The organism is Cognatishimia maritima (assembly GCF_900129685.1).
Lineage (GTDB): Bacteria > Pseudomonadota > Alphaproteobacteria > Rhodobacterales > Rhodobacteraceae > Cognatishimia > Cognatishimia maritima.
In genome coordinates this window covers 24785-46548 of the sequence record NZ_FQWM01000002.1, presented here as the reverse complement: position 1 = coordinate 46548, position 21764 = coordinate 24785, and the positions used below count along the sequence as shown (strand labels likewise).

General features: G+C 54.8%; 31 protein-coding genes. 28 read left to right on the top strand and 3 right to left on the bottom strand.

The window, feature by feature from the left end; genetic code table 11:
- Positions 1-76: 76 nt before the first annotated feature.
- From BUA39_RS16710 to BUA39_RS05595, 3 genes are all read left to right on the top strand, one after another.
- Positions 77-517 (top strand): hypothetical protein, encoded by a 441-nt coding sequence (locus BUA39_RS16710; protein ID WP_131814571.1) that lies wholly within the window; start codon positions 77-79, stop codon positions 515-517.
- Between the two features lie 226 nt (positions 518-743).
- Positions 744-1385, top strand: coding sequence for a LysE family translocator (locus BUA39_RS05600; RefSeq protein WP_072791838.1), 642 nt, complete (start codon positions 744-746; stop codon positions 1383-1385).
- Between the two features lie 107 nt (positions 1386-1492).
- Positions 1493-2086 (top strand): OsmC family protein, encoded by a 594-nt coding sequence (locus BUA39_RS05595; protein WP_072791836.1) that lies wholly within the window; start codon positions 1493-1495, stop codon positions 2084-2086.
- A gap of 42 nt (positions 2087-2128) precedes the next feature.
- Here the strand turns inward: BUA39_RS05595 and BUA39_RS05590 are convergent, their stop codons facing one another.
- The gene (locus tag BUA39_RS05590; protein ID WP_072791835.1) at positions 2129-2752 is read right to left on the bottom strand and encodes a TIGR02466 family protein; all 624 of its coding nucleotides are present in this window, start codon (positions 2750-2752) and stop codon (positions 2129-2131) included.
- A gap of 299 nt (positions 2753-3051) precedes the next feature.
- Here BUA39_RS05590 and rpmC point away from each other — a divergent pair, with 299 nt between their 5' ends.
- The 22 genes from rpmC to rplQ all read left to right on the top strand — a co-directional run bounded on the left by rpmC (position 3052) and on the right by rplQ (position 16612).
- Positions 3052-3252, top strand: coding sequence for a 50S ribosomal protein L29 (gene rpmC / locus BUA39_RS05585; protein ID WP_058313886.1), 201 nt, complete (start codon positions 3052-3054; stop codon positions 3250-3252).
- A 13-nt stretch (positions 3253-3265) separates the two neighbouring features.
- Positions 3266-3496 (top strand): 30S ribosomal protein S17, encoded by a 231-nt coding sequence (gene rpsQ, locus BUA39_RS05580; protein ID WP_072791833.1) that lies wholly within the window; start codon positions 3266-3268, stop codon positions 3494-3496.
- Positions 3497-3585: 89 nt separating this feature from the next.
- Positions 3586-3954, top strand: coding sequence for a 50S ribosomal protein L14 (gene rplN, locus BUA39_RS05575; protein WP_035248467.1), 369 nt, complete (start codon positions 3586-3588; stop codon positions 3952-3954).
- Position 3955: 1 nt separating this feature from the next.
- Positions 3956-4267: a 50S ribosomal protein L24 gene (gene rplX / locus BUA39_RS05570; RefSeq protein WP_072791832.1), complete on the top strand. Its 312-nt coding sequence runs from the start codon at positions 3956-3958 to the stop codon at positions 4265-4267.
- On the top strand, positions 4260-4820 hold the full coding sequence (gene rplE / locus BUA39_RS05565) for a 50S ribosomal protein L5 (RefSeq protein ID WP_072791830.1): 561 nt from the start codon (positions 4260-4262) through the stop codon (positions 4818-4820). The genes rplX and rplE overlap by 8 nt, the downstream gene beginning before the upstream one ends.
- A gap of 17 nt (positions 4821-4837) precedes the next feature.
- Positions 4838-5143 (top strand): 30S ribosomal protein S14, encoded by a 306-nt coding sequence (rpsN, locus tag BUA39_RS05560; protein WP_072791829.1) that lies wholly within the window; start codon positions 4838-4840, stop codon positions 5141-5143.
- 12 nt (positions 5144-5155) lie between these two features.
- Positions 5156-5548, top strand: coding sequence for a 30S ribosomal protein S8 (rpsH, locus tag BUA39_RS05555; RefSeq protein ID WP_072791827.1), 393 nt, complete (start codon positions 5156-5158; stop codon positions 5546-5548).
- A 10-nt stretch (positions 5549-5558) separates the two neighbouring features.
- The gene (gene rplF, locus BUA39_RS05550) at positions 5559-6092 is read left to right on the top strand and encodes a 50S ribosomal protein L6 (protein WP_072791826.1); all 534 of its coding nucleotides are present in this window, start codon (positions 5559-5561) and stop codon (positions 6090-6092) included.
- Positions 6093-6103: 11 nt separating this feature from the next.
- Positions 6104-6463 (top strand): 50S ribosomal protein L18, encoded by a 360-nt coding sequence (gene rplR / locus BUA39_RS05545; RefSeq protein ID WP_072791824.1) that lies wholly within the window; start codon positions 6104-6106, stop codon positions 6461-6463.
- A 110-nt stretch (positions 6464-6573) separates the two neighbouring features.
- A complete protein-coding gene (gene rpsE, locus BUA39_RS05540) occupies positions 6574-7137 on the top strand; it encodes a 30S ribosomal protein S5 (protein WP_072791823.1) in 564 nt (187 codons plus the stop codon).
- Between the two features lie 12 nt (positions 7138-7149).
- A complete protein-coding gene (gene rpmD / locus BUA39_RS05535; protein ID WP_072791821.1) occupies positions 7150-7338 on the top strand; it encodes a 50S ribosomal protein L30 in 189 nt (62 codons plus the stop codon).
- Between the two features lie 256 nt (positions 7339-7594).
- Positions 7595-7810: a DUF1127 domain-containing protein gene (locus tag BUA39_RS05530; protein WP_072791820.1), complete on the top strand. Its 216-nt coding sequence runs from the start codon at positions 7595-7597 to the stop codon at positions 7808-7810.
- Between the two features lie 210 nt (positions 7811-8020).
- Positions 8021-8782 (top strand): HNH endonuclease, encoded by a 762-nt coding sequence (locus BUA39_RS05525; RefSeq protein WP_072791818.1) that lies wholly within the window; start codon positions 8021-8023, stop codon positions 8780-8782.
- Between the two features lie 141 nt (positions 8783-8923).
- Complete coding sequence (gene rplO, locus BUA39_RS05520) at positions 8924-9397, top strand: 50S ribosomal protein L15 (RefSeq protein WP_072791817.1); 474 nt, start codon at positions 8924-8926, stop codon at positions 9395-9397.
- Between the two features lie 110 nt (positions 9398-9507).
- A complete protein-coding gene (secY, locus tag BUA39_RS05515) occupies positions 9508-10872 on the top strand; it encodes a preprotein translocase subunit SecY (RefSeq protein WP_072791815.1) in 1365 nt (454 codons plus the stop codon).
- On the top strand, positions 10869-11444 hold the full coding sequence (locus tag BUA39_RS05510) for an adenylate kinase (RefSeq protein WP_072791814.1): 576 nt from the start codon (positions 10869-10871) through the stop codon (positions 11442-11444). The genes secY and BUA39_RS05510 overlap by 4 nt, the downstream gene beginning before the upstream one ends.
- A 159-nt stretch (positions 11445-11603) precedes the next feature.
- Positions 11604-13469 carry a cation:proton antiporter domain-containing protein gene (locus tag BUA39_RS05505; protein WP_072792664.1) on the top strand — a complete coding sequence of 622 codons (1866 nt, stop codon included), beginning with the start codon at positions 11604-11606 and terminating at the stop codon, positions 13467-13469.
- A 120-nt stretch (positions 13470-13589) separates the two neighbouring features.
- Complete coding sequence (locus tag BUA39_RS05500; RefSeq protein WP_072791812.1) at positions 13590-13922, top strand: DUF6693 family protein; 333 nt, start codon at positions 13590-13592, stop codon at positions 13920-13922.
- 207 nt (positions 13923-14129) lie between these two features.
- Positions 14130-14498 carry a 30S ribosomal protein S13 gene (gene rpsM, locus BUA39_RS05495; protein ID WP_072791811.1) on the top strand — a complete coding sequence of 123 codons (369 nt, stop codon included), beginning with the start codon at positions 14130-14132 and terminating at the stop codon, positions 14496-14498.
- Positions 14499-14512: 14 nt separating this feature from the next.
- Entirely contained in the window at positions 14513-14902 is a 390-nt protein-coding gene (gene rpsK / locus BUA39_RS05490) for a 30S ribosomal protein S11 (protein ID WP_058313867.1), read from the top strand.
- A gap of 115 nt (positions 14903-15017) precedes the next feature.
- A complete protein-coding gene (locus BUA39_RS05485; protein WP_072791809.1) occupies positions 15018-16034 on the top strand; it encodes a DNA-directed RNA polymerase subunit alpha in 1017 nt (338 codons plus the stop codon).
- Positions 16035-16195: 161 nt separating this feature from the next.
- The gene (rplQ, locus tag BUA39_RS05480) at positions 16196-16612 is read left to right on the top strand and encodes a 50S ribosomal protein L17 (protein WP_072791808.1); all 417 of its coding nucleotides are present in this window, start codon (positions 16196-16198) and stop codon (positions 16610-16612) included.
- A gap of 59 nt (positions 16613-16671) precedes the next feature.
- On the opposite strand, the gene BUA39_RS05475 is transcribed toward rplQ, so the two are convergent.
- Both BUA39_RS05475 and BUA39_RS05470 read right to left on the bottom strand, forming a co-directional pair.
- Positions 16672-17127, bottom strand: a complete 456-nt coding sequence (locus tag BUA39_RS05475) for a host attachment family protein (RefSeq protein WP_072791807.1) — start codon at positions 17125-17127, stop codon at positions 16672-16674.
- Positions 17127-17333 (bottom strand): hypothetical protein, encoded by a 207-nt coding sequence (locus tag BUA39_RS05470; RefSeq protein WP_072792663.1) that lies wholly within the window; start codon positions 17331-17333, stop codon positions 17127-17129. Before BUA39_RS05470 ends, BUA39_RS05475 begins: the two co-directional genes overlap by 1 nt.
- Positions 17334-17568: 235 nt before the next feature.
- Here BUA39_RS05470 and BUA39_RS05465 point away from each other — a divergent pair, with 235 nt between their 5' ends.
- The 3 genes from BUA39_RS05465 (at position 17569) to BUA39_RS05455 (ending at position 21735) form a co-directional block, all read left to right on the top strand.
- Complete coding sequence (locus tag BUA39_RS05465; protein WP_072791805.1) at positions 17569-18894, top strand: ferredoxin reductase family protein; 1326 nt, start codon at positions 17569-17571, stop codon at positions 18892-18894.
- 136 nt (positions 18895-19030) lie between these two features.
- Complete coding sequence (locus BUA39_RS05460; protein ID WP_072791804.1) at positions 19031-20413, top strand: trypsin-like peptidase domain-containing protein; 1383 nt, start codon at positions 19031-19033, stop codon at positions 20411-20413.
- A 2-nt stretch (positions 20414-20415) separates the two neighbouring features.
- The gene (locus BUA39_RS05455) at positions 20416-21735 is read left to right on the top strand and encodes a replication-associated recombination protein A (RefSeq protein ID WP_072791802.1); all 1320 of its coding nucleotides are present in this window, start codon (positions 20416-20418) and stop codon (positions 21733-21735) included.
- The last annotated feature ends 29 nt before the right edge of the window (positions 21736-21764 follow it).

The following is a 21764-nucleotide window of genomic DNA, read 5'->3' as shown; positions in this document are numbered from 1 at the left end:
TTTGATCGCTGTGCTTGCACTCGCAATCTATTTCAGGAAACGGTGGCTTTCATGGAGTGCCGCGGCGCTTTTCGGTATGACCGCTGTCTTGAATGTTGCAGGTGTGCTTTGGCCAAGTGACGGTGTTGCTTTAGCCGCTATTGCGGAAGGATGCCGCGCTTGGCCGGTCCTGAACGTTATCGTTCTGGTTCTGACAATTATCTTTTTGATTCAATATTCGAAACCGAGAAAGACAGAGCGCCTGAATACTGTCGATCTTGTTGGTGACGGGGATGATGTAGATTTGCTGGAGGCAATAGAGAGGGCTTTCGACCTCAAGCTAACGGACGATGAAGCTTCAGATCTGGAAACGATAGGTGAACCTTATGATTTGGTGAAAGCAAAGGCTAAGTCAAATCCAGACTTTGATCCGGTTTGGGAACTCGTTTGTCAAATCGTGCGAGAGAACTCAATGACGCGAGACCCAATAGACAGAGACACGACTTTTTTTCCTGAACATGCCCAAGAAAGAAAGTGAAATGGTGCTACTTGGGTGCCGCACGAATTCCGAGCGTTTCAGTAACCCAACGACCGAACCGCGGGGTGGAAGCGAAGTGCCCGCGCTTTGCCGTAGGCAAACCTATGGTTTGACGGGGGCGGTTCGGGCGCTGCAAAATCTTTGATTTTGCAATCTGAGAAATAGAAGGGCTTGAGCGAACAGACGGTGCGTGCTTTTGTGCCCTACTGACCAAAGGACATCCACCATGGAAACTCTCGCGCCCTATTTTGCATATATCGCTGCGCTTGGCATTGCTGCTGTCATTCCCGGTCCGGGGATTGCCGCTTTGGTCGGGCAGGCGCTTGGGGGGAACCAGCGCGCGTCGACGATGTTTTTGGCGGGGATTGCGCTTGGGGATGTGACCTATTTGACGGTGGCCGTAGTTGGCCTTGCGGCCATCGCCAAGACCTTTGCCAGCGCCTTTATCGTGATCAAATTCCTTGGCGCGGCTTATCTGCTGTATCTCGCCTACAAATTCTGGACGAGCGAAGGCGCGTTGACCCATGTAAAGAGGGCGCGCGCGCAGTCTGACGGCGAATCCTTTCTGGCAGGCTATTTCGTGACGCTGGGCAATCCAAAGACCATTGTGTTCTATCTGGCGCTTTTGCCGACGGTGCTGGATTTGAACAATGTGCACGTGACCCAATGGGCCATTTTGTCCGTGCTGACGATCCTTGTGATATTTTCTGCGCTTGCACCCTACATGCTGTTGGCGTCCAAGGCGCGGACTTTGATGACTCAGCCAAAGGCGCTGAAACGGCTGAACCGGTTTGCGGCTGCGTTTATTGGCGGGGCAGGGTCGTTGATCTTGGCCGAGGCCACATCTGCCGCGTTGCGGCGCGCATAGGGTTTCGCCGGGTCTTCATATTCGGCCGGTTTCCAATCGCTCTGTGCTCTGCAAAGGTGGGGCTGTGCCCCTAGGGCGCAGGAATTCAGACCAGACAGGAGTGACCCGTGAGCGAGGAAACGTTTTTCCATGTCGGAGAGCGCAACGACGCGTTGCCGCAGCCGACGCAATTTGACTCCAAGCCCTTTAAGAAAGCCAAGCCGCCGGAGCCACTGGAGTTTGAGGTCGTCCTCACCGCCGAAGCGACAGAGCGACAGAAAAAGACCGGGGTGGTGCAGGTGAATATTCCGGGGTTTTCGTCAGTGCGGCTCTATTGCGATGAGCAGACGCCGATTGGCGATGACACGGCGCCGCCGCCTTTGGCCTATATGTGTGCTGGGATTGGCTTCTGTTTGATGACCCATCTGACGGATATCTACACGGCGCGGGGTATCAACATTAAGTCGATGAAGATTGAACAGAAGGTCGGGTTTGAAACCAACCTATCAAACATGCGTCAACTTGGGCATACAACCACCGGCAAGATGCAGGGCATTGAAACCCATGTTTTGATTGAGAGTGATGAGCCAGCAGAGCGCATTCAGGACCTGATGGAAGAAGCCGAAAATGCCTGCATGGCGCATTTCGCGCTGCGCAACCCGATCCCGTGGCGTTCTCGGCTGATGTTGAATGGCGAAGAATTGATGAGCCATTCTGGGTAAGCCCCTTGGATAATGAAATGTCGGGCGTTTTGCCCGGCAGGTTCACTCAGCCCATTTGTAGTTGAAGCTGACTGAGATACGTTCGTCTTCGGCCATGTTCATGGGGACCTCATGGCGCAGCCAGCTTTCCCAAAGCAGAACATCGCCGACGTCTGGTTTCATATAGATGAAATTCTGCATCTCGCGCCGCGCGGATTTCACGCGGGCCGGGGCGGCCATCATCATCGCATGGCGCGGGTCTTCGAGTTTTAGGGCGCTGGTGCCTTCGGGCATCGACACATAGGTCGTGCCGGAAATGACCGAATGCGGGTGAATGTGGCTGCCGTGCGAGCCACCTTCGGGCAGGATATTGATCCAGAGGTCTTCGAGGACCAGCTTGCCCTCGCCCAGATCGAATTCGAGGTCTTTGGCAAAGGCCATGACATGCTGATCAAGCACCTTTACGAGATCGGCAAAGATCGGGAACCGCCACGGCAGGTCTGTGAGGGACGCATAGGATGTATAGCCCGGATAGCCCTGTTCCTCGCACCATTCCTGGCCGGCCTCGTCGTCATCAGCGATGACAATGCAAGAGGTTTCCAGTTCCTTTGCATCAACGGACGGAGCATACTCGGATAAAGGTGCGCGATAGAGGCGGGTGACGAAGAGTGATTCAATCTGTGACATGCGGAGTCTATACCGCGCGCGGGCAGGGCGGGGAAGTTGTGGATTGGGTGTATGTTTGTTCCCTATTTCGCAGCCCCGGCTTTACACAGAGGGCAGCGCGCAAGAGCACGCGCAAACATCTTGTTTTTCTCAAGAAAACCGAATCTTTCCCTTGCCCTAACCCTGTGCCACCCGTATAGAGCCACATCTCACGGATTCCCGGCGACGGGATTCGTGTGTTTTGTTTTGGTCCACCAGATCAAAGGGTCACCCTGAACATATCGTCAGGCGCCCTCTGGTGTAAGAAAGGAAGAGGCGACATGAACGCCAATGAACTTCGCGAGAAGTCCGCAGATCAACTGCGTGAAGAACTCGCAAACCTGAAAAAAGAAAGCTTCAATCTGCGCTTTCAACAGGCAACCGGTCAGCTGGAAAACACTGCAGGCATCAAAGCGGCGCGCCGCAATGCTGCTCGTGTGAAAACCATCCTGAACGAAAAAGCCGCGCAAGCCGCAGAATAAGGAGCTTTGAGATATGCCTAAACGTATTCTTCGCGGCGTTGTCACAAGCAACGCAAACGAACAGACCGTAACTGTATCTGTAGAGCGTCGCTTTACACACCCAGTTCTGAAGAAAACCATCCGTAAGTCCAAGAAATACCGGGCTCACGATGAGAAGAACGCTTTCAACGTTGGTGACAAAGTCAAAATCATTGAGTGCGCACCAAAGTCGAAAACGAAACGTTGGGAAGTTCTGGAAGCTTAATCAAACAAGCTTCCCGAACGACTTAACAAAGTCGAAACCCTGGGAACATATGGCACGCATCGCCGTTCCCAAAGGTCGGGAGAAACCAAATGATCCAGATGCAAACAAACCTGGATGTTGCTGACAACTCTGGCGCTCGCCGAGTTCAGTGCATCAAGGTTCTGGGTGGCTCCAAGCGTAAATACGCATCTGTAGGTGACGTTATCGTCGTCTCAGTTAAGGAAGCCATTCCACGTGGTCGCGTTAAAAAAGGTGACGTCCGTAAGGCCGTTGTCGTGCGCACCGCAAAAGAAGTTCGTCGTGAAGACGGTACAGCGATCCGTTTTGATCGCAACGCTGCAGTGATCCTGAACAACGCAGGTGAGCCAGTCGGTACACGTATCTTTGGCCCAGTTGTTCGTGAACTGCGTGCAAAGAACTTCATGAAAATCATCTCACTCGCGCCGGAGGTGCTGTAAGATGGCTGCTAAGCTGAAAAAAGGCGACAAGGTCGTCGTTCTGGCCGGCAAGGACAAAGGCAAAGAGGGTACAATCTCTTCTGTTGATCCTAAGGCGGGCAAAGCAGTGGTGGATGGCGTGAACATGGCGATCCGTCACACAAAGCAATCCCAGACTGATCAAGGTGGTCGCAAGCCAAAAGCTATGCCGATCCAACTGAGCAACCTGGCATTCCTGGACGCAAACGGCAAAGCGACACGCGTTGGCTTCAAAGTCGAAGACGGCAAAAAAGTGCGCTACGCAAAAACCACAGGAGATGTGATCGATGCTTGATAACGCTGACTACACTCCACGTCTGCAGTCTCTGTACAAAGACAGCATCCGTGCCGCTCTGAAAGAAGAGTTCGGCTATAAGAACGACATGATGATCCCTAAGTTGGAGAAAATCGTTCTGAACATCGGTTGCGGTCGTGCGGCTGTAAAAGACTCCAAGAAAGCCAAATCCGCTCAGGCTGATCTGACTTTGATCGCGGGTCAAAAAGCTTTGACCACAGTTGCGAAAAACTCCATCGCTGGCTTCCGTGTTCGTGACGGCATGCCGATGGGCGCAAAGGTGACTCTGCGCGGCGAACGTATGTACGAATTCCTGGATCGTCTGATCACCATCGCGATGCCTCGCATCCGCGACTTCCGCGGTGTGAAGCCATCCTTTGACGGTCGTGGCAACTTTGCCATGGGCCTGAAGGAACACATCGTATTCCCAGAAATCGACTTTGATAAAGTTGATGAGAACTGGGGCATGGACATCGTAATTGCAACCAACGCTAACACCGACGCGGAAGCAAAGAGCCTGTTGAAACACTTCAACATGCCATTCAACGCTTAAGCGCGGGAGAGGAAATCATGGCTAAAAAATCTATGATCGCACGCGAGAAAAAGCGCGAAGCTTTGGTTGCTAAATACGCTGCCAAACGCGCCGAGCTTAAAGAGATCGCAAACGACGAAAGCAAGCCAATGGAAGAGCGCTTCAAAGCGCGTCTGAAACTGGCGAAATTGCCACGCAACAGCTCTGCAACTCGTTTGCACAACCGTTGCCAACTGACCGGCCGTCCGCACGCTTACTACCGTAAGCTGAAAGTCAGCCGTATCGCGCTTCGGGAACTTGGCTCCAATGGCCAAATCCCAGGCATGGTCAAATCTAGCTGGTAAGGAGAGCACACTATGAACGATCCTATCGGTGATATGCTGACCCGTATCCGCAACGGTCAAATGCGCGGCAAGTCCACAGTGTCTTCGCCTGCATCGAAACTGCGCGGCTGGGTTCTGGATGTATTGGCTGACGAAGGCTACATCCGCGGCTACGAGAAGACGACTGGTTCCGACGGCCATCCGGCGTTGGAAATCAGCCTGAAATACTACGAAGGCACCCCTGTTATTCGTGAAGTGAAGCGGGTTTCCAAACCTGGCCGTCGCGTTTACATGGCTGTCAATGACATCCCAACCGTCCGTCAGGGCTTGGGTGTGTCGATTGTCTCCACCTCTAAAGGTGTGATGTCGGACGCAAACGCTCGTGCCAACAATGTTGGTGGCGAAGTGCTTTGCACGGTCTTCTAGGGAGAAGCTGATGTCTCGTATTGGTAAAAAACCGGTCGAGCTGCCCAGCGGCGTAACTGCCTCTGTCTCCGGCCAGACCATCGAAGTGAAAGGTCCAAAAGCGACCCATAGCTTCACCGCAACCGACGATGTGACACTGTCCGTTGAAGAGAACGCTGTTGTCGTTACTCCTCGCGGTAAGTCCAAGCGCGCGCGTCAGCAGTGGGGCATGTCCCGCACTGTTGTGCAAAACCTTGTCACCGGCGTAACCGAAGGCTTCAAAAAAGAGCTGGAGATCGTTGGTGTTGGTTACCGTGCACAAGCACAAGGCAAAATCCTGAAGCTGTCTTTGGGCCTGTCACACGACGTCAACTTTGAAGTTCCAGAAGGCGTAACGGTCACCGCACCGAAGCCAACTGAGATCATCATTGAAGGCACCGATTCACAACTCGTCGGCCAAGTCGCGGCAAACATCCGCGAATGGCGCAAGCCGGAGCCTTACAAAGGCAAGGGCATCAAATACAAAGACGAGTATATCTTCCGCAAGGAAGGTAAGAAGAAGTAAGGACCAGCAAAATGGCAAACAGCAAACGGGAACTGTTCCTAAAGCGCCGCCTGCGCGTCCGGAACAAACTTCGCAAGGTCAACGTTGGCAAGCTTCGCTTGTCCGTGAACCGCTCGAACAAGAACATCAGCGCTCAGCTGATCGACGACGTTCAAGGGGTCACCCTGGTATCGGCTTCCTCTCTGGAAAAAGATCTGGGCGTTGTTGGCAAAAACAACATCGAAGCAGCTGCCAAGGTTGGCGCGGCGATTGCAGAACGTGCAGTCAAAGCGGGTCACACCGAAGCGTACTTCGATCGTGGCGGTCGCCTGTTCCACGGCAAAGTGAAGGCCCTGGCCGACGCCGCGCGTGAAGGTGGCTTGAAAGTCTAAGACTTGAGGGGGACGTTCGCGTCCCCCCGATGATCCGGGCTGGGCTGAATGGCGTGGCACCAGGATTGGTTTAACGGCGCTAGGCGCGCCAGAATATGAAGGAATGCCAAATGGCAGAACGTGAAAATCGTCGTGGCCGCGGTCGTAACCGCGAAGACGAAACACCTGAATTCGCAGATCGCTTGGTTGCGATCAACCGCGTTTCCAAGACCGTAAAAGGTGGTAAGCGCTTTGGCTTCGCTGCTCTGGTTGTCGTCGGCGACCAAAAAGGCCGCGTTGGCTTCGGCAAAGGGAAGGCGAAAGAAGTCCCTGAGGCGATCCGCAAAGCGACTGAGCAAGCAAAACGCCAGATGATCCGTGTTCCTCTGCGTGAGGGCCGCACGTTGCACCACGACGTCGAAGGTCGTCACGGCGCAGGCAAGGTCATCATGCGCACAGCACCTGAAGGTACCGGTATCATCGCCGGTGGTCCAATGCGTGCCGTGTTCGAAATGCTGGGTGTGAAGGACGTGGTTTCCAAGTCCATCGGTTCCCAGAACCCATACAACATGATCCGCGCCACTTTGGACGGCCTGAAGGGCGAAGCGAGCCCACGTCAGGTTGCCGCACGTCGTGGCAAAAAAGTTGCTGACATCCTGCGCAAGGACGAAGCGCCTGCGGAAGCAGAAGCGTAAGGAGAGCGGACAATGGCTAAGACTATCGTTGTAAAGCAGATCGGTTCTCCGATTCGTCGCCCACAAGAACAGCGCGCAACGCTGATCGGTCTGGGTCTGAACAAGATGAACCGCACCCGCGAATTGGAAGACACACCTTCCGTGCGCGGCATGGTCAACAAGATCCCGCATCTTGTTGAGATCATCGAAGAGAAAGAATAAGCCCGCGCCGGGTTTTGGCCCGGTCTTAGGTTTCAAAACGCCCTCGGTTTTTCCGGGGGCGTTTTTTTGTGCAGTTTTTTCGGGGCGATGCTGCAACTACGAACGCCCTGAAAACAGCCATGCTGCAACTGCATAACGGCCAGACCTTATTGTCAGTTGTTTGCGCTAACCCCTCGGCCTATCTGTGGCTCACGAGGAGAAACAAAGTGAAATCACCGGGAAATAGGTCCTGGTCCTCTTTTAAGGAAACGTGAACATGGCAACCGTAGCAACAACATCTTACAACGCCATCAGCTTTGCAGACCGCATTCGTGTGGCTTTCGCAGACTTCAAAGCCGCCCGCGCGCTGCGTGCAAAATACGCCGCAACCGTACGCGAGTTGAGCGATCTGTCTGACCGTGATCTGTCCGATCTGGGTATCTCTCGTTACGATATCCACTATCTGGCACGCGAGCACGTCTACGGCGCATAAGCCGAGACATACCATTTGAGATTTTCACGCCTCCCATTTGGGGGGCGTTTTGTTTTTTGGGGGATGTGGTTTCTGAATTGAGGGCATCGCTTGACCGCGGGCGGAAGCAAAGCGCCCGCCCATGGGGGCGGTCGGGCGCTGCCCGGCGGTGCCGGGCTTCTTTAGTTGATTAAATCGGTTATTCTATCAGCTGATTTTAGGAGATGAGCATTGACCGAAAAACATAGATACATTCCTCTGCCGGTGCGGACCCAATTAAGGCAAGAAGCATTTTTTGGCTGCGCGAAATGTGGAAATCCAATTTTGGACTATCACCACATCGTACCTTGGCAAGAAGAGCATCATAACCGGCCTGAAGATATGATCGCACTATGTCCAACATGTCATCGAATAGTGGCGAAATGGCACAGAGACCGACAATACGAGTTAAAATCCGCACCGGAGAATAAAGGCAAAGGAAAACTAAGAGGTGAGCTCGGTACTGATCGCGAAAAGTCTTCGTTTGTTCTGGGCTCCAATACCTTCATCAATACGCCCAACATAGTCAGCTATTATGGTCAATCCATAATCAGTTATTCAGTCCGTGATAATCAAAGCTTGATCAGCGTTTATCTACCAAGAGACGACTTTTGGCCGGAGCTGAAAATAGTCAACAATGATGTGCTGGTTCATACTCAAGGTCTTTGGGACGTGGAGTTCAGGGCCGATTATCTTAAAATTAGAAAGCGGCATGGCGAGAATTTTTTTACAATAGATCTTTCAGGAGAGCATGCAAAAGTCACCGGCAATATTGTCATCGGCGGAGAGCGGTTTGTTTTCAGCGAAAGCTCAACTAATGTTGGGGGGCTAGCGATGAGCGGTTGTACCATCAAGAATTGCGGCGGTGGAATAGATTACGGCGCTTCAAATATGCTGGTTCAGTTCCCCAATTACCTGATGAAAAACCCCCGGGTTGGATGGGTGAATGGCTGAATGAACTGAGTCCACTTGATTCCCTTAAAGACTACGCCTATACGCCCCCAGTGGCCTCAAACGCCACAGAATCACAAATCAAGAAAAGCCGTGTTTGGCCCGCTTACGCTTCAGGGGTCAGTTCCGGCAAGGAGAAGCGATATGAAACTGCATGAGTTGCGCGACAACCCAGGTGCCGCCAAGAAACGTACACGTGTTGCACGTGGTCCGGGTTCCGGCAAAGGTAAAATGGGTGGCCGTGGTATCAAAGGTCAGAAATCCCGTTCTGGTGTTGCGATCAAGGGTTACGAAGGCGGCCAAATGCCTTTGTACCAACGTCTGCCTAAGCGTGGCTTCAACAAGCCAAACCGCAAGGCTTTCGCGGTTGTAAATCTGGGCCTGATTCAGAAATTCATCGACGAAAAGAAACTGGACGCTTCCGCGCCGATCACCGAAGAAGCACTGGTTGCTTCTGGCCTGATCCGTCGCGTGAAAGACGGTGTTCGTGTATTGGCAAAAGGTGAAATCACCGCGAAAGCCAACATCGAAGTTACCGGCGCGTCCAAATCTGCCGTTGAAGCTGTTGAAAAAGCAGGTGGCTCCCTAAAGGTCACTTCCGCGCCAGCGGCTGAATAAGAGGTTGTGAGCGGGGGGCAACCCGCTTACATACACTCTAGTTTTCCTATTTAACGCCGCCGGAGCTGGAAAACGCTCTTGGCGGCGTTGTCATTTGAAGAGAGATCCGAATGGTATCTGCAGCAGAACAAATGGCGGCCAACACAAGCTGGGCCGCGCTTGGTAAAGCGACCGATCTTCGCAACCGCATTCTGTTCACCATCGCGCTTTTGATCGTTTATCGCTTGGGCACCTATATTCCGGTGCCGGGCATTGATGCGAATGCGCTGCGTGAATTTATGGAAGGCGCGGCGCAGGGTATTGGCGGCATCCTGACCATGTTTACAGGGGGTGCATTGGGCCGGATGGGCATCTTTGCCCTTGGCATTATGCCTTACATCTCCGCCTCGATCATCGTGCAGCTTCTGACATCAATGGTTCCAGCTTTGGAGCAGTTGAAGAAAGAAGGCGAGCAGGGCCGCAAGAAGATCAACCAATACACCCGCTATGGCACGGTATTGTTGGCGACGCTGCAGTCCTATGGCTTGGCCGTGTCTTTGCAGTCTGGCGACCTTGTGACCCAACCGGGGCTGTTCTTTATCGTATCCTGCATGGTCACGCTGGTGGGTGGCACCATGTTCCTGATGTGGCTGGGTGAGCAGATCACCGCACGTGGCATCGGTAACGGTATCTCATTGATCATCTTCGTCGGCATCATCGCCGAAGTGCCTGCGGCACTGGCACAATTCTTTGCCTCTGGCCGCTCTGGCGCGATCAGCCCGGCGGTGATTGTGGGCGTGATTGTCATGGTTGTTGCGACCATCGCCTTCGTGGTCTTCATGGAGCGCGCGCTGCGCAAGATCCACATTCAATACCCGCGCCGTCAGGTGGGCATGAAAGTCTATGACGGTGGCTCCAGCCACTTGCCGGTCAAAGTAAACCCAGCAGGCGTGATCCCGGCGATCTTTGCAAGTTCTCTGCTGCTGCTGCCGACAACGATTTCGACCTTCTCTGGCAACCAGACCAGCCCGATCATGTCGACCATTCTGGCCTATTTCGGTCCGGGTCAGCCGCTGTATCTGTTGTTCTTTACAGCGATGATCGTCTTCTTCGCCTTCTTCTACACCTTCAACGTGTCGTTCAAGGTCGACGAAGTAGCGGACAACCTGAAAAACCAAAACGGTTTTGTGCCAGGTATTCGCCCCGGTAAGAAAACGGCGGAGTATCTTGAGTACGTTGTGACGCGTATTCTGGTCCTGGGGTCAGGTTACCTTGCGGCAGTTTGTCTCCTACCAGAGATTCTCCGTGGCCAACTGGCAATTCCTTTCTATTTTGGCGGGACTTCGGTGCTGATTGTTGTGTCTGTGACAATGGATACCATTCAGCAGGTTCAGAGCCATCTGCTGGCACACCAGTATGAAGGCCTGATTGAAAAATCGCAGCTGCGTGGAAAGGGTTCCAAGAAGCGCGGGAGAAAGGGAGCTGCTCGTCGATGAATATTATTATCCTAGGCCCTCCGGGCGCAGGTAAGGGCACACAAGCGGCCCATCTGGTTGAAACCCGTGACATGATCCAACTGTCCACTGGCGATATGCTGCGTGAAGCAAAGACCAGTGGCTCTGAGATGGGCAAAAAGGTTGCGGCCATTATGGACGCAGGCGAGTTGGTCACAGATGAGATCGTCATCGGCCTGATCCGCGAAAAGCTGGAAGGCGACAAAAAAGGTGGTTTCATCTTTGACGGCTTCCCACGCACTTTGACTCAAGCAGACGCTCTGGAAGAGCTTCTGAAAGAGACCGGCGAAAAGCTGGACGCTGTGATCGCACTGGCCGTGAACGATGAGGTTCTGGTCGATCGCATCGTCGGTCGTGCGGCAGAGGCTGTGGCTGCAGGTGGCGTCGCCCGTGCGGACGACAATGCCGAGAGCCTGAAAGTGCGCTTGATGGAATACTACAAAAAGACCAACGCGCTGATCGGCTATTACCACGCCAAGGGCAACCTGATCTGGGTTGATGGCCTTGCGCCGATCAAAGACGTTCAGGCCGAGATCGCGGCTGCGCTCGACTAAGTCACGCCACATCGAAGTTTCAGGACGCTCCATCGGTCACCGGTGGGGCGTTTTTCTTTGTCTGGGTCTTTGTCGGGACGTGGGCGCAGCATTTTCTTTACTTTGGGCATGTCGCTGTGAATGCTTGGGGCAGAGACATTTTGTGAGGACGCGCGGACGATGACCGATTTTCTTTTGCTAGCTTTTGTATTTCTGGTGGCTGGCGTTGTGTCTGTGCCAATTGCCTCGCGGCTCGGGCTGGGGTCGGTGCTGGGCTATCTGATCGCGGGTATTGTCATTAGCCCGATCCTTGCATGGCTGCATGTGGATGTGGTGTCGATCCAGCATTTTGCGGAATTCGGCGTTGTGATGATGCTGTTTCTGGTAGGGCTGGAATTGGAGCCTAAGCTGCTGTGGTCCATGCGGGCGAAATTGCTGGGCCTGGGCGGTGGGCAGGTGGGGATCACCGCGGCTTTGGTGATGGCGGTTGCGATGCTGTTTGGTCAGCCTTGGACCGTTGCCTTGGCGATTGGGCTGGTCTTTGCGCTCTCCTCGACAGCGATTGTTTTGCAGACGCTGGGCGAGAAAGGCCTGATGAAAAGCGACGGCGGGCAGTCGAGCTTCTCGGTCTTGCTGTTTCAAGATATCGCGGTGATCCCGATGCTGGCGCTGGTGCCTTTGCTGGCGTTGCCGGACCTGGTCGAGGCGATGTCGCATGCATCCCACGGGGATGATGCGCATCATGGCGCGTCGCTCAGCCTGGTTGACGGGCTGCCGGGGTGGGGCGTTGCACTTGTGACGCTTGGCTCAATCGCGGCTGTGGTTGGCGGCGGGATGTTCCTGACCAGCCCAATATTCAGGTTTATCGCCGGGGCGAATCTTCGGGAACTCTTTGTGGCGACCGCTTTGATGATGGTCATCGGCATTGCCTTATTGATGTCGCTGGTCGGTCTCTCTCCGGCGCTTGGCACCTTCCTTGCGGGTGTTGTGCTGGCGAACAGTGAATACCGCCACGAGTTGGAAAGCGATATTGACCCGTTCAAAGGGCTGCTGCTGGGCTTGTTCTTTATGACGGTGGGCGCGGGCATCAACTTTGGTCTGCTGTTTGACAATCTGGCGCTGATCGTTGTGCTGACGCTTGGCTTGATGGTGCTGAAGGCGGCGGTGCTGTTGGTGCTGGCGGTGATTTTCAAGATCGAGGGCGCGGACCGTTGGCTTTTCGCGCTGGGCTTGGCGCAGGCGGGGGAATTTGGGTTTGTGCTGCTCTCGTTCACAGTCAGCAATGCGGTGATCCCCGCTGACCTTGCAGATCGCTTGTTGCTGGTCGTGGCGCTCTCGATGCTGCTAACGCCCGCGCTGTTTATTCTGTACGACCGTGTCGTGGCCCCCCGGTTCTCGGAAGCCGAAGAACGCGAGATGGATGAGATCGCCGAGGAGAACGATATCATCATTGCAGGCCATGGCCGTGTGGGCGGGATTGTTGCGCGGATGCTCCGTGGGGCCGGGCTGAACCCGACGGTGATCGACTATAGTGCGCGCCAGCTAGAGATGCTGAAACTGTTTGGGGTGCAGGCCTATTACGGTGACGCGACGCGACCTGACCTCTTGCACGCCGCAGGGATTGAACACGCGAAACTCGTTGTGGTGGCGATTGATGAAAAAGATCAGATTTCAGAACTCGTTCACTATCTGAAAAGCCACTATCCAGACGTGCACGTTGTTGCCCGCGCAATGGACCGGAACCATGTCTATGACCTTTGGGCACTGGGATGCCGCGACATTATCCGCGAGACCTACGACAGTTCTTTGCGCATGGGCCGGTCGGCCTTCGAAGGGCTGGGCTATTCCCGCGATCAGGCGCAGCGGATCGCCGATGTCTTTGCCGAGGTGGACCGCAAGGGGATGTTGGCCGTGGCCGAACATTACGATCCGTCCATTCCCGCGACAGAGAACGAGGCTTATTTGGCCTCGATCCAAGATCGTCGTGCAGAGTGGGAGGCCGAAATGGCGCAGCGCGCCGGGGAGATTATGGCGGAGAAGGGGTAGGGGCAAAGTCCTTGATTATTGCTTGGCGGACTAACTGCACGCAGCAGAATTAGCTCTCTTGCCCAACAAGGCATAACTCAGTATTGAGAGTTCAATTTTAAGTAGAAATTGGATGCGGAAATGCTTGGCAAAAATCTTAAGTGCGAATTCAGTGTTGGCGAGGCAATCGGACAACTCGTAATTTGGATCATTCTGTCAGTGGTGACCTTTGGCTTGGCTCTTTTTGTTCTGCCATACTATTTTTTAAAGGCACCAATTAATCGGACTTATGTTGTCGATGGAGCTGGTAGTAAGATAGCCAAACTGAATGTTGAGGTAGCGTTTGTCGATATTTTGGGTCATGCGCTTGTTTGGCTCTTACTTTCAATCGTTACGCTTGGGCTCGCCTACCTGATTTACTGGCCAGCGGTGATCAAACGTTTATTGAATTCGGTGCAAACTACTGAATTATGATTGGCAGGGTTCAGCCACTTGACCCACCCCCAATTCCCCCGTATGCACCCCTATCTCTTTAAGAGAATCAAATTCTTGTTTTTCGGGTCGCGCCCGCGAAACAGATCACCTGATCAGCTATAGCCCGATGGCCCTAAACGCCTCGGGCTTATGTTGTGAAAAAAGGTTCTGGAGCTACGGAACCGCAACAATGAAGGACTAAGACACTTGGCACGTATCGCCGGCGTTAATATCCCGACCCACAAACGGGTCCCGATCGCCCTGACTTATATCACTGGCATTGGCCACACCTCTGCAAAAGCAATCTGCGAAGCAGTTGGTATCGACGCCACTCGCCGCGTAAACGAACTGTCCGACGCAGAAGTTCTGGCCGTTCGTGAACACATCGACGCAAACTTCACCGTTGAAGGTGACCTGCGCCGTGAAGTTCAGATGAACATCAAACGTCTGATGGACCTGGGCTGCTACCGCGGTCTGCGTCACCGTCGTAACCTACCGGTTCGCGGTCAGCGTACCCACACCAACGCTCGTACTCGCAAAGGTCCTGCAAAGGCCATTGCTGGTAAGAAGAAATAAGGGGGGCTGATTAGATGGCACGCGATAAGAGAGCGCCTAAGCGCAAAGAACGTAAGAACATCGCCGCTGGTGTTGCTCACGTGAACTCTTCGTTCAACAACACAAAAATCCTGATCTCTGACGTTCAGGGTAACGCAATTTCTTGGTCCTCTGCTGGCACCATGGGTTTCAAAGGCTCCCGTAAGTCTACCCCATATGCGGCTCAGATGGCTGCGGAAGATGCTGGCAAAAAAGCACAGGATCACGGCGTAAAAACTCTGGAAGTTGAAGTTCAAGGTCCAGGGTCCGGTCGTGAATCCGCACTGCGCGCATTGGCTGCCATTGGGTTCAATATCACATCTATCCGTGACGTGACCCCAATCGCACACAACGGCTGCCGCCCACCAAAGCGCCGCCGCGTTTAATCTAAGTATTGGTACCTGGGGCCGCGTATTTCGTCACGGCCCCAGTTCGTCATTTTGAAACCTCGGGAGTCGAACCCTGATTGATCATGGGGGTTTGACAAGAATGGAGGGACGCATGATCCACAAAAACTGGGCAGAATTGATCAAGCCAACCCAGCTTGAAATTAAGCCGGGCAATGACCCTGCACGCCAAGCGACTGTCGTCGCCGAACCGCTGGAACGCGGCTTTGGTCTGACATTGGGCAACGCGCTGCGTCGCGTTCTGATGAGCTCGCTGCAAGGTGCGGCCATCACGTCTGTGCAAATCGACAACGTTCTGCATGAGTTCTCTTCTGTGGCGGGTGTGCGTGAAGACGTCACCGACATCATCCTGAACCTCAAGCAGGTTGCGCTGCGCATGGAAGTCGAAGGACCAAAGCGTCTTTCGATCAATGCAAAGGGTCCGGGTGCTGTGACTGCGGCTGATATCTCTGACTCTGCAGGCATTGAAGTTCTGAACAAAGATCACGTGATCTGTCACTTGGATGACGGCGCGGACCTCTTCGTTGAACTGACCGTCAACACCGGCAAAGGCTATGTGTCTGCGGACAAAAACAAGCCAGAAGATGCACCTATTGGCCTGATGCCAATCGATGCAATCTACTCTCCGGTCAAGCGCGTGTCCTACGACGTTCAGCCAACCCGTGAAGGTCAGGTTCTGGACTATGACAAGCTGACCATGAAGATCGAAACAGATGGCTCTATCACACCAGAAGACGCGGTTGCATACGCAGCGCGCATTCTGCAGGACCAGCTGTCTATCTTCGTGAACTTCGACGAGCCAGAAGCGGCTGGTCGTCAGGACGAGGACGATGGTCTTGAGTTCAACCCACTTCTGCTGAAGAAAGTGGACGAACTGGAGCTGTCCGTACGGTCTGCGAATTGCCTGAAGAACGACAACATCGTTTACATCGGCGATCTGATCCAGAAAACCGAAGCAGAAATGCTGCGCACCCCGAACTTCGGCCGCAAATCTTTGAACGAGATCAAAGAAGTGCTGTCCGGCATGGGTCTGCACCTCGGCATGGACGTGGACGACTGGCCACCAGACAATATCGAAGATCTGGCAAAGAAATTCGAAGACGCCTTCTAAGAGCGTCTTGAAAAATTCTGGCGGGGCATGTAGATGGCCCGCCACATGCTCGCACTAGCGAGGAAAGCAAGGGCAATCCTGCCCCAAGGAGAGCAACCGACACGCATCGGAAGCCAGACAAAGTATCGCCTGACCAAGGGCACCAAAGAAGGATATAGAAAATGCGTCACGCACGTGGTTACCGCCGCCTGAACCGTACACACGAACACCGCAAAGCGATGTTCGCCAACATGGCAGGCTCTCTGATCGAACACGAACAGATCAAAACAACTCTGCCAAAAGCAAAAGAACTGCGCCCGATCGTTGAAAAACTGATCACGCTGGGCAAGCGCGGCGATCTGCACGCGCGCCGTCAGGCTGCTGCACAGCTGAAGCAAGACAAGCATGTAGCGAAACTGTTCGAAGTGCTCGGCCCTCGGTTTGCAGAACGTAGCGGTGGTTACATCCGCGTTCTGAAAGCGGGCTTCCGTTACGGCGACATGGCGCCAATGGCGATCATCGAATTCGTTGAGCGTGACGTTGACGCCAAAGGCGCAGCTGACAAAGCACGTATCGTAGAGGTCGAAGACGCGGAATAATCCGCGCTCTCTCTTGCGATTGAGTTAGAAACCCCGCCTAGAAGTAGGCGGGGTTTTTCTTATTGATCAACAAGTTCAGCTTTGATGATCTCTTCGATTTTTTCCATCGGATGATTGGTCAAGGTTTTCGGTATTTCAGCAATGATCTTGTCCGTCACTTCCTTGTGCATCTCAGCGCGCAACACGCCTAAGACTTGCGGAGAGGCCGCAATCACCAGTCGGTCAAAGGCACCTTTATGCGCTTTCTCATAAAGTATGTCTGACAGATCCTTAGCAAAGCGCTCTTTGGCCAACTCATGCCAATCTGTGTCATCCATCGCCGAGCGGTGCCCCGGACCCCCATCATGCATGCGCCCGGGACGATTGGCGGACTGTTCGATATCTGACGGGTTCTCTTGCGCTTCTTCGCCCAGCACCTCGAAATTTGGATCCTGATGATCCGTGAGGTTGCGAATAAAGAGCGCTTTTTCGCTGTCTGTTACCACAACCCAAGTGCCTTCCTTCAAACGTGCCATCAGCTTGCCTTTCCGGTCTTTTCGTCAGATTTGCGTACACGGGTCGCACCCGGACGATCTTGTGTTGCGCGTTTCAGCATATCACGGGTTCCCACTTTGCGTTCGAGATTGCCCTGTGCGCGGCCGTGATGTCTTGGTGTCGCGGCGTCATCAAGGTAGTCCTCGGTTTCGCGTTTCCCGTCTTTGGAACGATGTCGTTCTGCCATCATTTGATCCTCTTATCTGACATTCAACTCTACGGGATTAACGCGTCTCTGCTGTGGTGAGTTCCGTCGTCAATGCACCGACGGGGGCAGGCCCTGCTCAATGGGCGGGACAATCCACAGAGTATAGCCTTTGTTTCCTGTTTTTTGCTCATGTGCTGTTGACTTGAATACCCTCACTCCTCAGACCTATGCCCCAATTGCCCGGACCATAACGGGCCAGCTCTGAGGGACGTTCATGCGCCTAAATCCAATTGGTCTTATTCCAACCGTGGTCGCGATTTTGACCCCAATCATGTGGCTGCCAGCACTGAACCACGGCGGTGACGCGCTGGCGCTGTTCAGCCAATACATGGGCATGGCGGCGTTGATTGCGATGGCGATTGTGCAGTTGATCGCGACGCGCTGGCGGATTGTGGAATGGGTCTTTGGCGGGCTGGATCAGGCCTATGTGTTTCATAAATGGCTGGGGATATCGGCCATGGCATTCATTCTGCTGCATGACACCATTGATGCCGACATGCGCCACCTTGGCGGGCAGAATCTATTGGAAGAACTGGCCGAAACGCTGGGCGAATTCAGCCTTTATGGCCTGTTAATCCTTGTTGTGATCACGGTTGCGACCTTCGTTCCCTATCACCTTTGGCGCTGGACCCATCGGTTGATGGGGTTCTTCTTTGTGGCCGGGGCGGCGCATTTTCTGTTCATTCTGAAACCCTTCGACAATAGCGACCCCATTGGCCTTTATACGGCAGGCTTCTGTGTGTTGGGGATCATCTGTTTCAGCTATCGCCTTTTGCCCGCGCGCCTGCGCCCTTCGCGGCGCTATGTGGTGGAAAGCATCGAAAGCACTGGACAGGTTCAGGCCATCACTCTGAAACCGGAAAGCCGCCCAATGCGCTACCGCGCCGGGCAGTTTGCCTTTGCAAGCTTTCACGGCGCAGAGCCGCACCCCTTTACGGTCTCCAAAGCGCCCTCGGACGATGGCCATCTGCGGTTTTCTGTGGCGCGGCTGGGGGATTTCACAACGCGCCTGCATCGCAATCTTGCCGTTGGTACGCAGGTGGCTGTCGAAGGGCCGTTTGGGCATTTCGAATACCGCGACAACGGTCGACAACAGCTTTGGATCGGCGCAGGCGTCGGCATCACGCCCTTTCTCGCCTGGGCACAGGCGCTTGGGGCAGAGGATAGCCCGGTGCATTTGATCTACTGCGTGAAATCCGAGGCAGCGGCGGCGCATCTGGATGAACTTAAGACCCTCGCACATACCAAGCCGAACCTGACGCTGCATATTCACAGCTCCACAACGCAAGGCCGCTTGGATGCCGCAGCCTTGCTTGCGCTGACCGGGCAGAACCCAAGCCAATTGACCGTGGCCTTTTGTGGCCCAAAACCCATGCGCGCGGCGCTGAAAGATGGGTTTGCCAAAGAGGGCGTTTCAGGACGTCATTTTAAATACGAAGAGTTCGAAATCCGCACCGGCGTCGGTTTGCAAACGCTGGCGAACGCCCTGTTCAACCGGATTGCCCTGCCAGAGCAGATCAAGAACCCGTTGCAACGCTGATCCTTTTCACCTTTGCCAAAATACTCTGGGGTGAAAGCGCATCGCGCTGAGGGGCAAAGCCCCTTGGCCGGGTTGCAAAACGCGCCAGTCCTTCGCATATCCCGCAAAGATCAGAGCGGAAAGTACCGGAGGCCAGATGTTTCGAGCGGCGATTATAGCAATCAGCATGGGTTTGGCAGCAGCAGCAGGGGCCGAGACCCGCGTGCCGACCAGTCAGGCGGAAGTTTCTTTGGGATTTGCGCCGCTCGTGAAAGAAGCAGCCCCGGCTGTGGTCAACATTTATGCCAAACGTGTGGTTGCCGTGCGGGAAAGCCCATTCCGGGGTGATCCCTTCTTTCAGAACCTGTTTCGTGATTTCGGCTCGCAGCGCCCGCAGGTGCAGAATTCGCTTGGGTCTGGCGTCATCCTGTCCTCTGACGGGATTGTTGTGTCCAACTACCATGTTGTTGGCATGGCCACGGATATTCGCATTGTACTGAATGATGGGCGTGAGTTCTCGGCAGAGGTATTGCTGGCGGACGAAGGCAATGACCTTGCGGTGTTGCAAATGACTGCGCCAGAGGAACTCCCGTCCCTTAGCCTTCGGGACAGCGACAGTGTCGAAGTCGGAGAATTGGTGCTGGCCATCGGCAACCCCTTCGGGGTCGGGCAAACGGTGTCCAGCGGGATTGTGTCGGGGCTGGCGCGCACTGGGGCTGCGGCGGGGGTCGGGCAGGGGTATTTCATCCAGACCGACGCGCCCATCAATCCGGGCAACTCTGGCGGCGCATTGATTGATGTGAATGGGCGATTGATCGGGATCAACACCCGCATTCTGACGCGGTCGGGTGGCAGCAATGGGATTGGCTTTGCCATCCCGGCCAATCTGGTTGCGGAATTCGTTAAGCAAGCCAAAGCGGGTAATACGCGGTTTGAAACACCCTGGGCTGGGGCGACGGGGCAGCCTGTGGATGTTGATATCGCCGAAGGCCTCGGGTTGGATCGCCCCGGCGGCATCTTGATCTCGGCACTGCATGAGGCCAGCCCGTTTCGCACGGCGGGTGTGCGCCCTGGTGATGTGATCCTGACCGTTGACGGGCAAGCCGTGACCAACGCCGCCGAGATGATTTTCCGCATGTCCGTTGCAGGCGTCGGCGATGAAGCTGAAATCGGCGGTATCTTTGGCGGAGAACCGGGCACTGTCACAGTGGACCTTATGCTGCCGCCCGAGGTCCCCGCGCGGGATACGGTTGAAACCTCGCGCCAGACAATATTGCCGGGGGTGCGGGTGTCAAACCTGAACCCTGCTTTGATTGCCGAGATGGGCCTGCCTCTTAATGCCGAAGGCATTGTGGTGGAGGCAGCGGGTCCATTGGGTCAACGCGCGGGATTGCGGGCTGGTGATATCCTATTGGCCATCAATGACCGGCTGATCAACACACCGGCAGATGTGGAAACTGCACTGCGGGAAACGCCGCGCCGTGTCAGCATAGTGGTCGAACGTGGGTCGCGTCGCGTGACATTGCGCTTTAGACTGTAGCCATGGCTGACCTATTTGCAGATGACACACCCAAAGCGGTGCCCGACAACGCCCCGCGCCCGCTGGCGGATCGCTTGCGGCCCAAAACACTGTCAGAGGTGATCGGTCAGGATCAAGTGCTTGGGCCGGATGCGCCCTTGGGGGTGATGCTGGCGTCTGGCTCGCTTAGTTCCTTGATCTTCTGGGGACCGCCCGGCGTGGGGAAAACCACAATTGCCCGGTTGCTGGCACAGGAAACGGATCTTCATTTCGTTCAGATCAGCGCGATTTTCACGGGTGTGCCGGATCTAAAGAAGGTTTTTGAAGCCGCCAAGATACGGCGGCAGAACGGGCAGGGCACATTGTTGTTCGTTGATGAAATTCACCGTTTCAACAAGGCGCAGCAAGACGGCTTTCTGCCCCATATGGAAGACGGCACGATCCTTTTGGTCGGGGCCACAACCGAAAACCCGAGTTTCGAACTGAACGCTGCGGTTCTTAGCCGTGCGCAGGTTTTGGTGCTGGAGAGGCTCTCGACGACGGAACTCGAAAAGCTGGCGCAACGGGCAGAGACGGAGCTGGCCAAGTCGTTGCCTTTGGACACGGCTGCGCGAGCGGCCTTGCTTGAGATGGCGGATGGGGATGGTCGCGCGCTGCTGAATTTGATCGAGCAGATCGCGGCCTGGAAAACCGACGCAGCGCTTAACTCCGAGCAACTTTCCAAGCGCCTAATGAAACGCGCAGCGAAATACGACAAATCGGGCGAAGAGCATTACAACCTGATTTCGGCGCTGCATAAATCCGTGCGCGGGTCGGACCCAGACGCGGCACTGTATTGGTTTGCGCGGATGCTGGAAGGGGGCGAGGACCCACGGTTTCTGGCGCGTCGCATCACGCGCATGGCGGTGGAGGATATCGGGCTCGCGGACCCGCAAGCGCAGTCGGTGTGTCTGCAGGGTTGGGAGACGTATGAACGGCTTGGATCGCCCGAAGGCGAGTTGGCGCTCGCGCAGGCCTTGGTCTATCTGGCGCTCGCCCCGAAATCCAATGCGATTTACACGGCCTACAAAGACGCCCGACGTATGGCACGCAAAACCGGGTCGCAGATGCCGCCCAAACATATTCTGAATGCGCCAACCGGTCTGATGAAAGACCAAGGGTATGGCGCAGGCTACGCCTATGACCATGATGCCGAAGACGGGTTTTCAGGGCAGAACTATTTCCCCGAAGACATGGAGCGCCCGGCGTTATACGCGCCAGTTGAACGTGGATTTGAGCGCGATTTGCAAAAGCGTGTGGCCTATTTCAACAAGCTGCGCGCGAAGCGGCAGGACGAGACCTAGGGGCTTCGCCCCTCTTGCGCGTTTCGCCA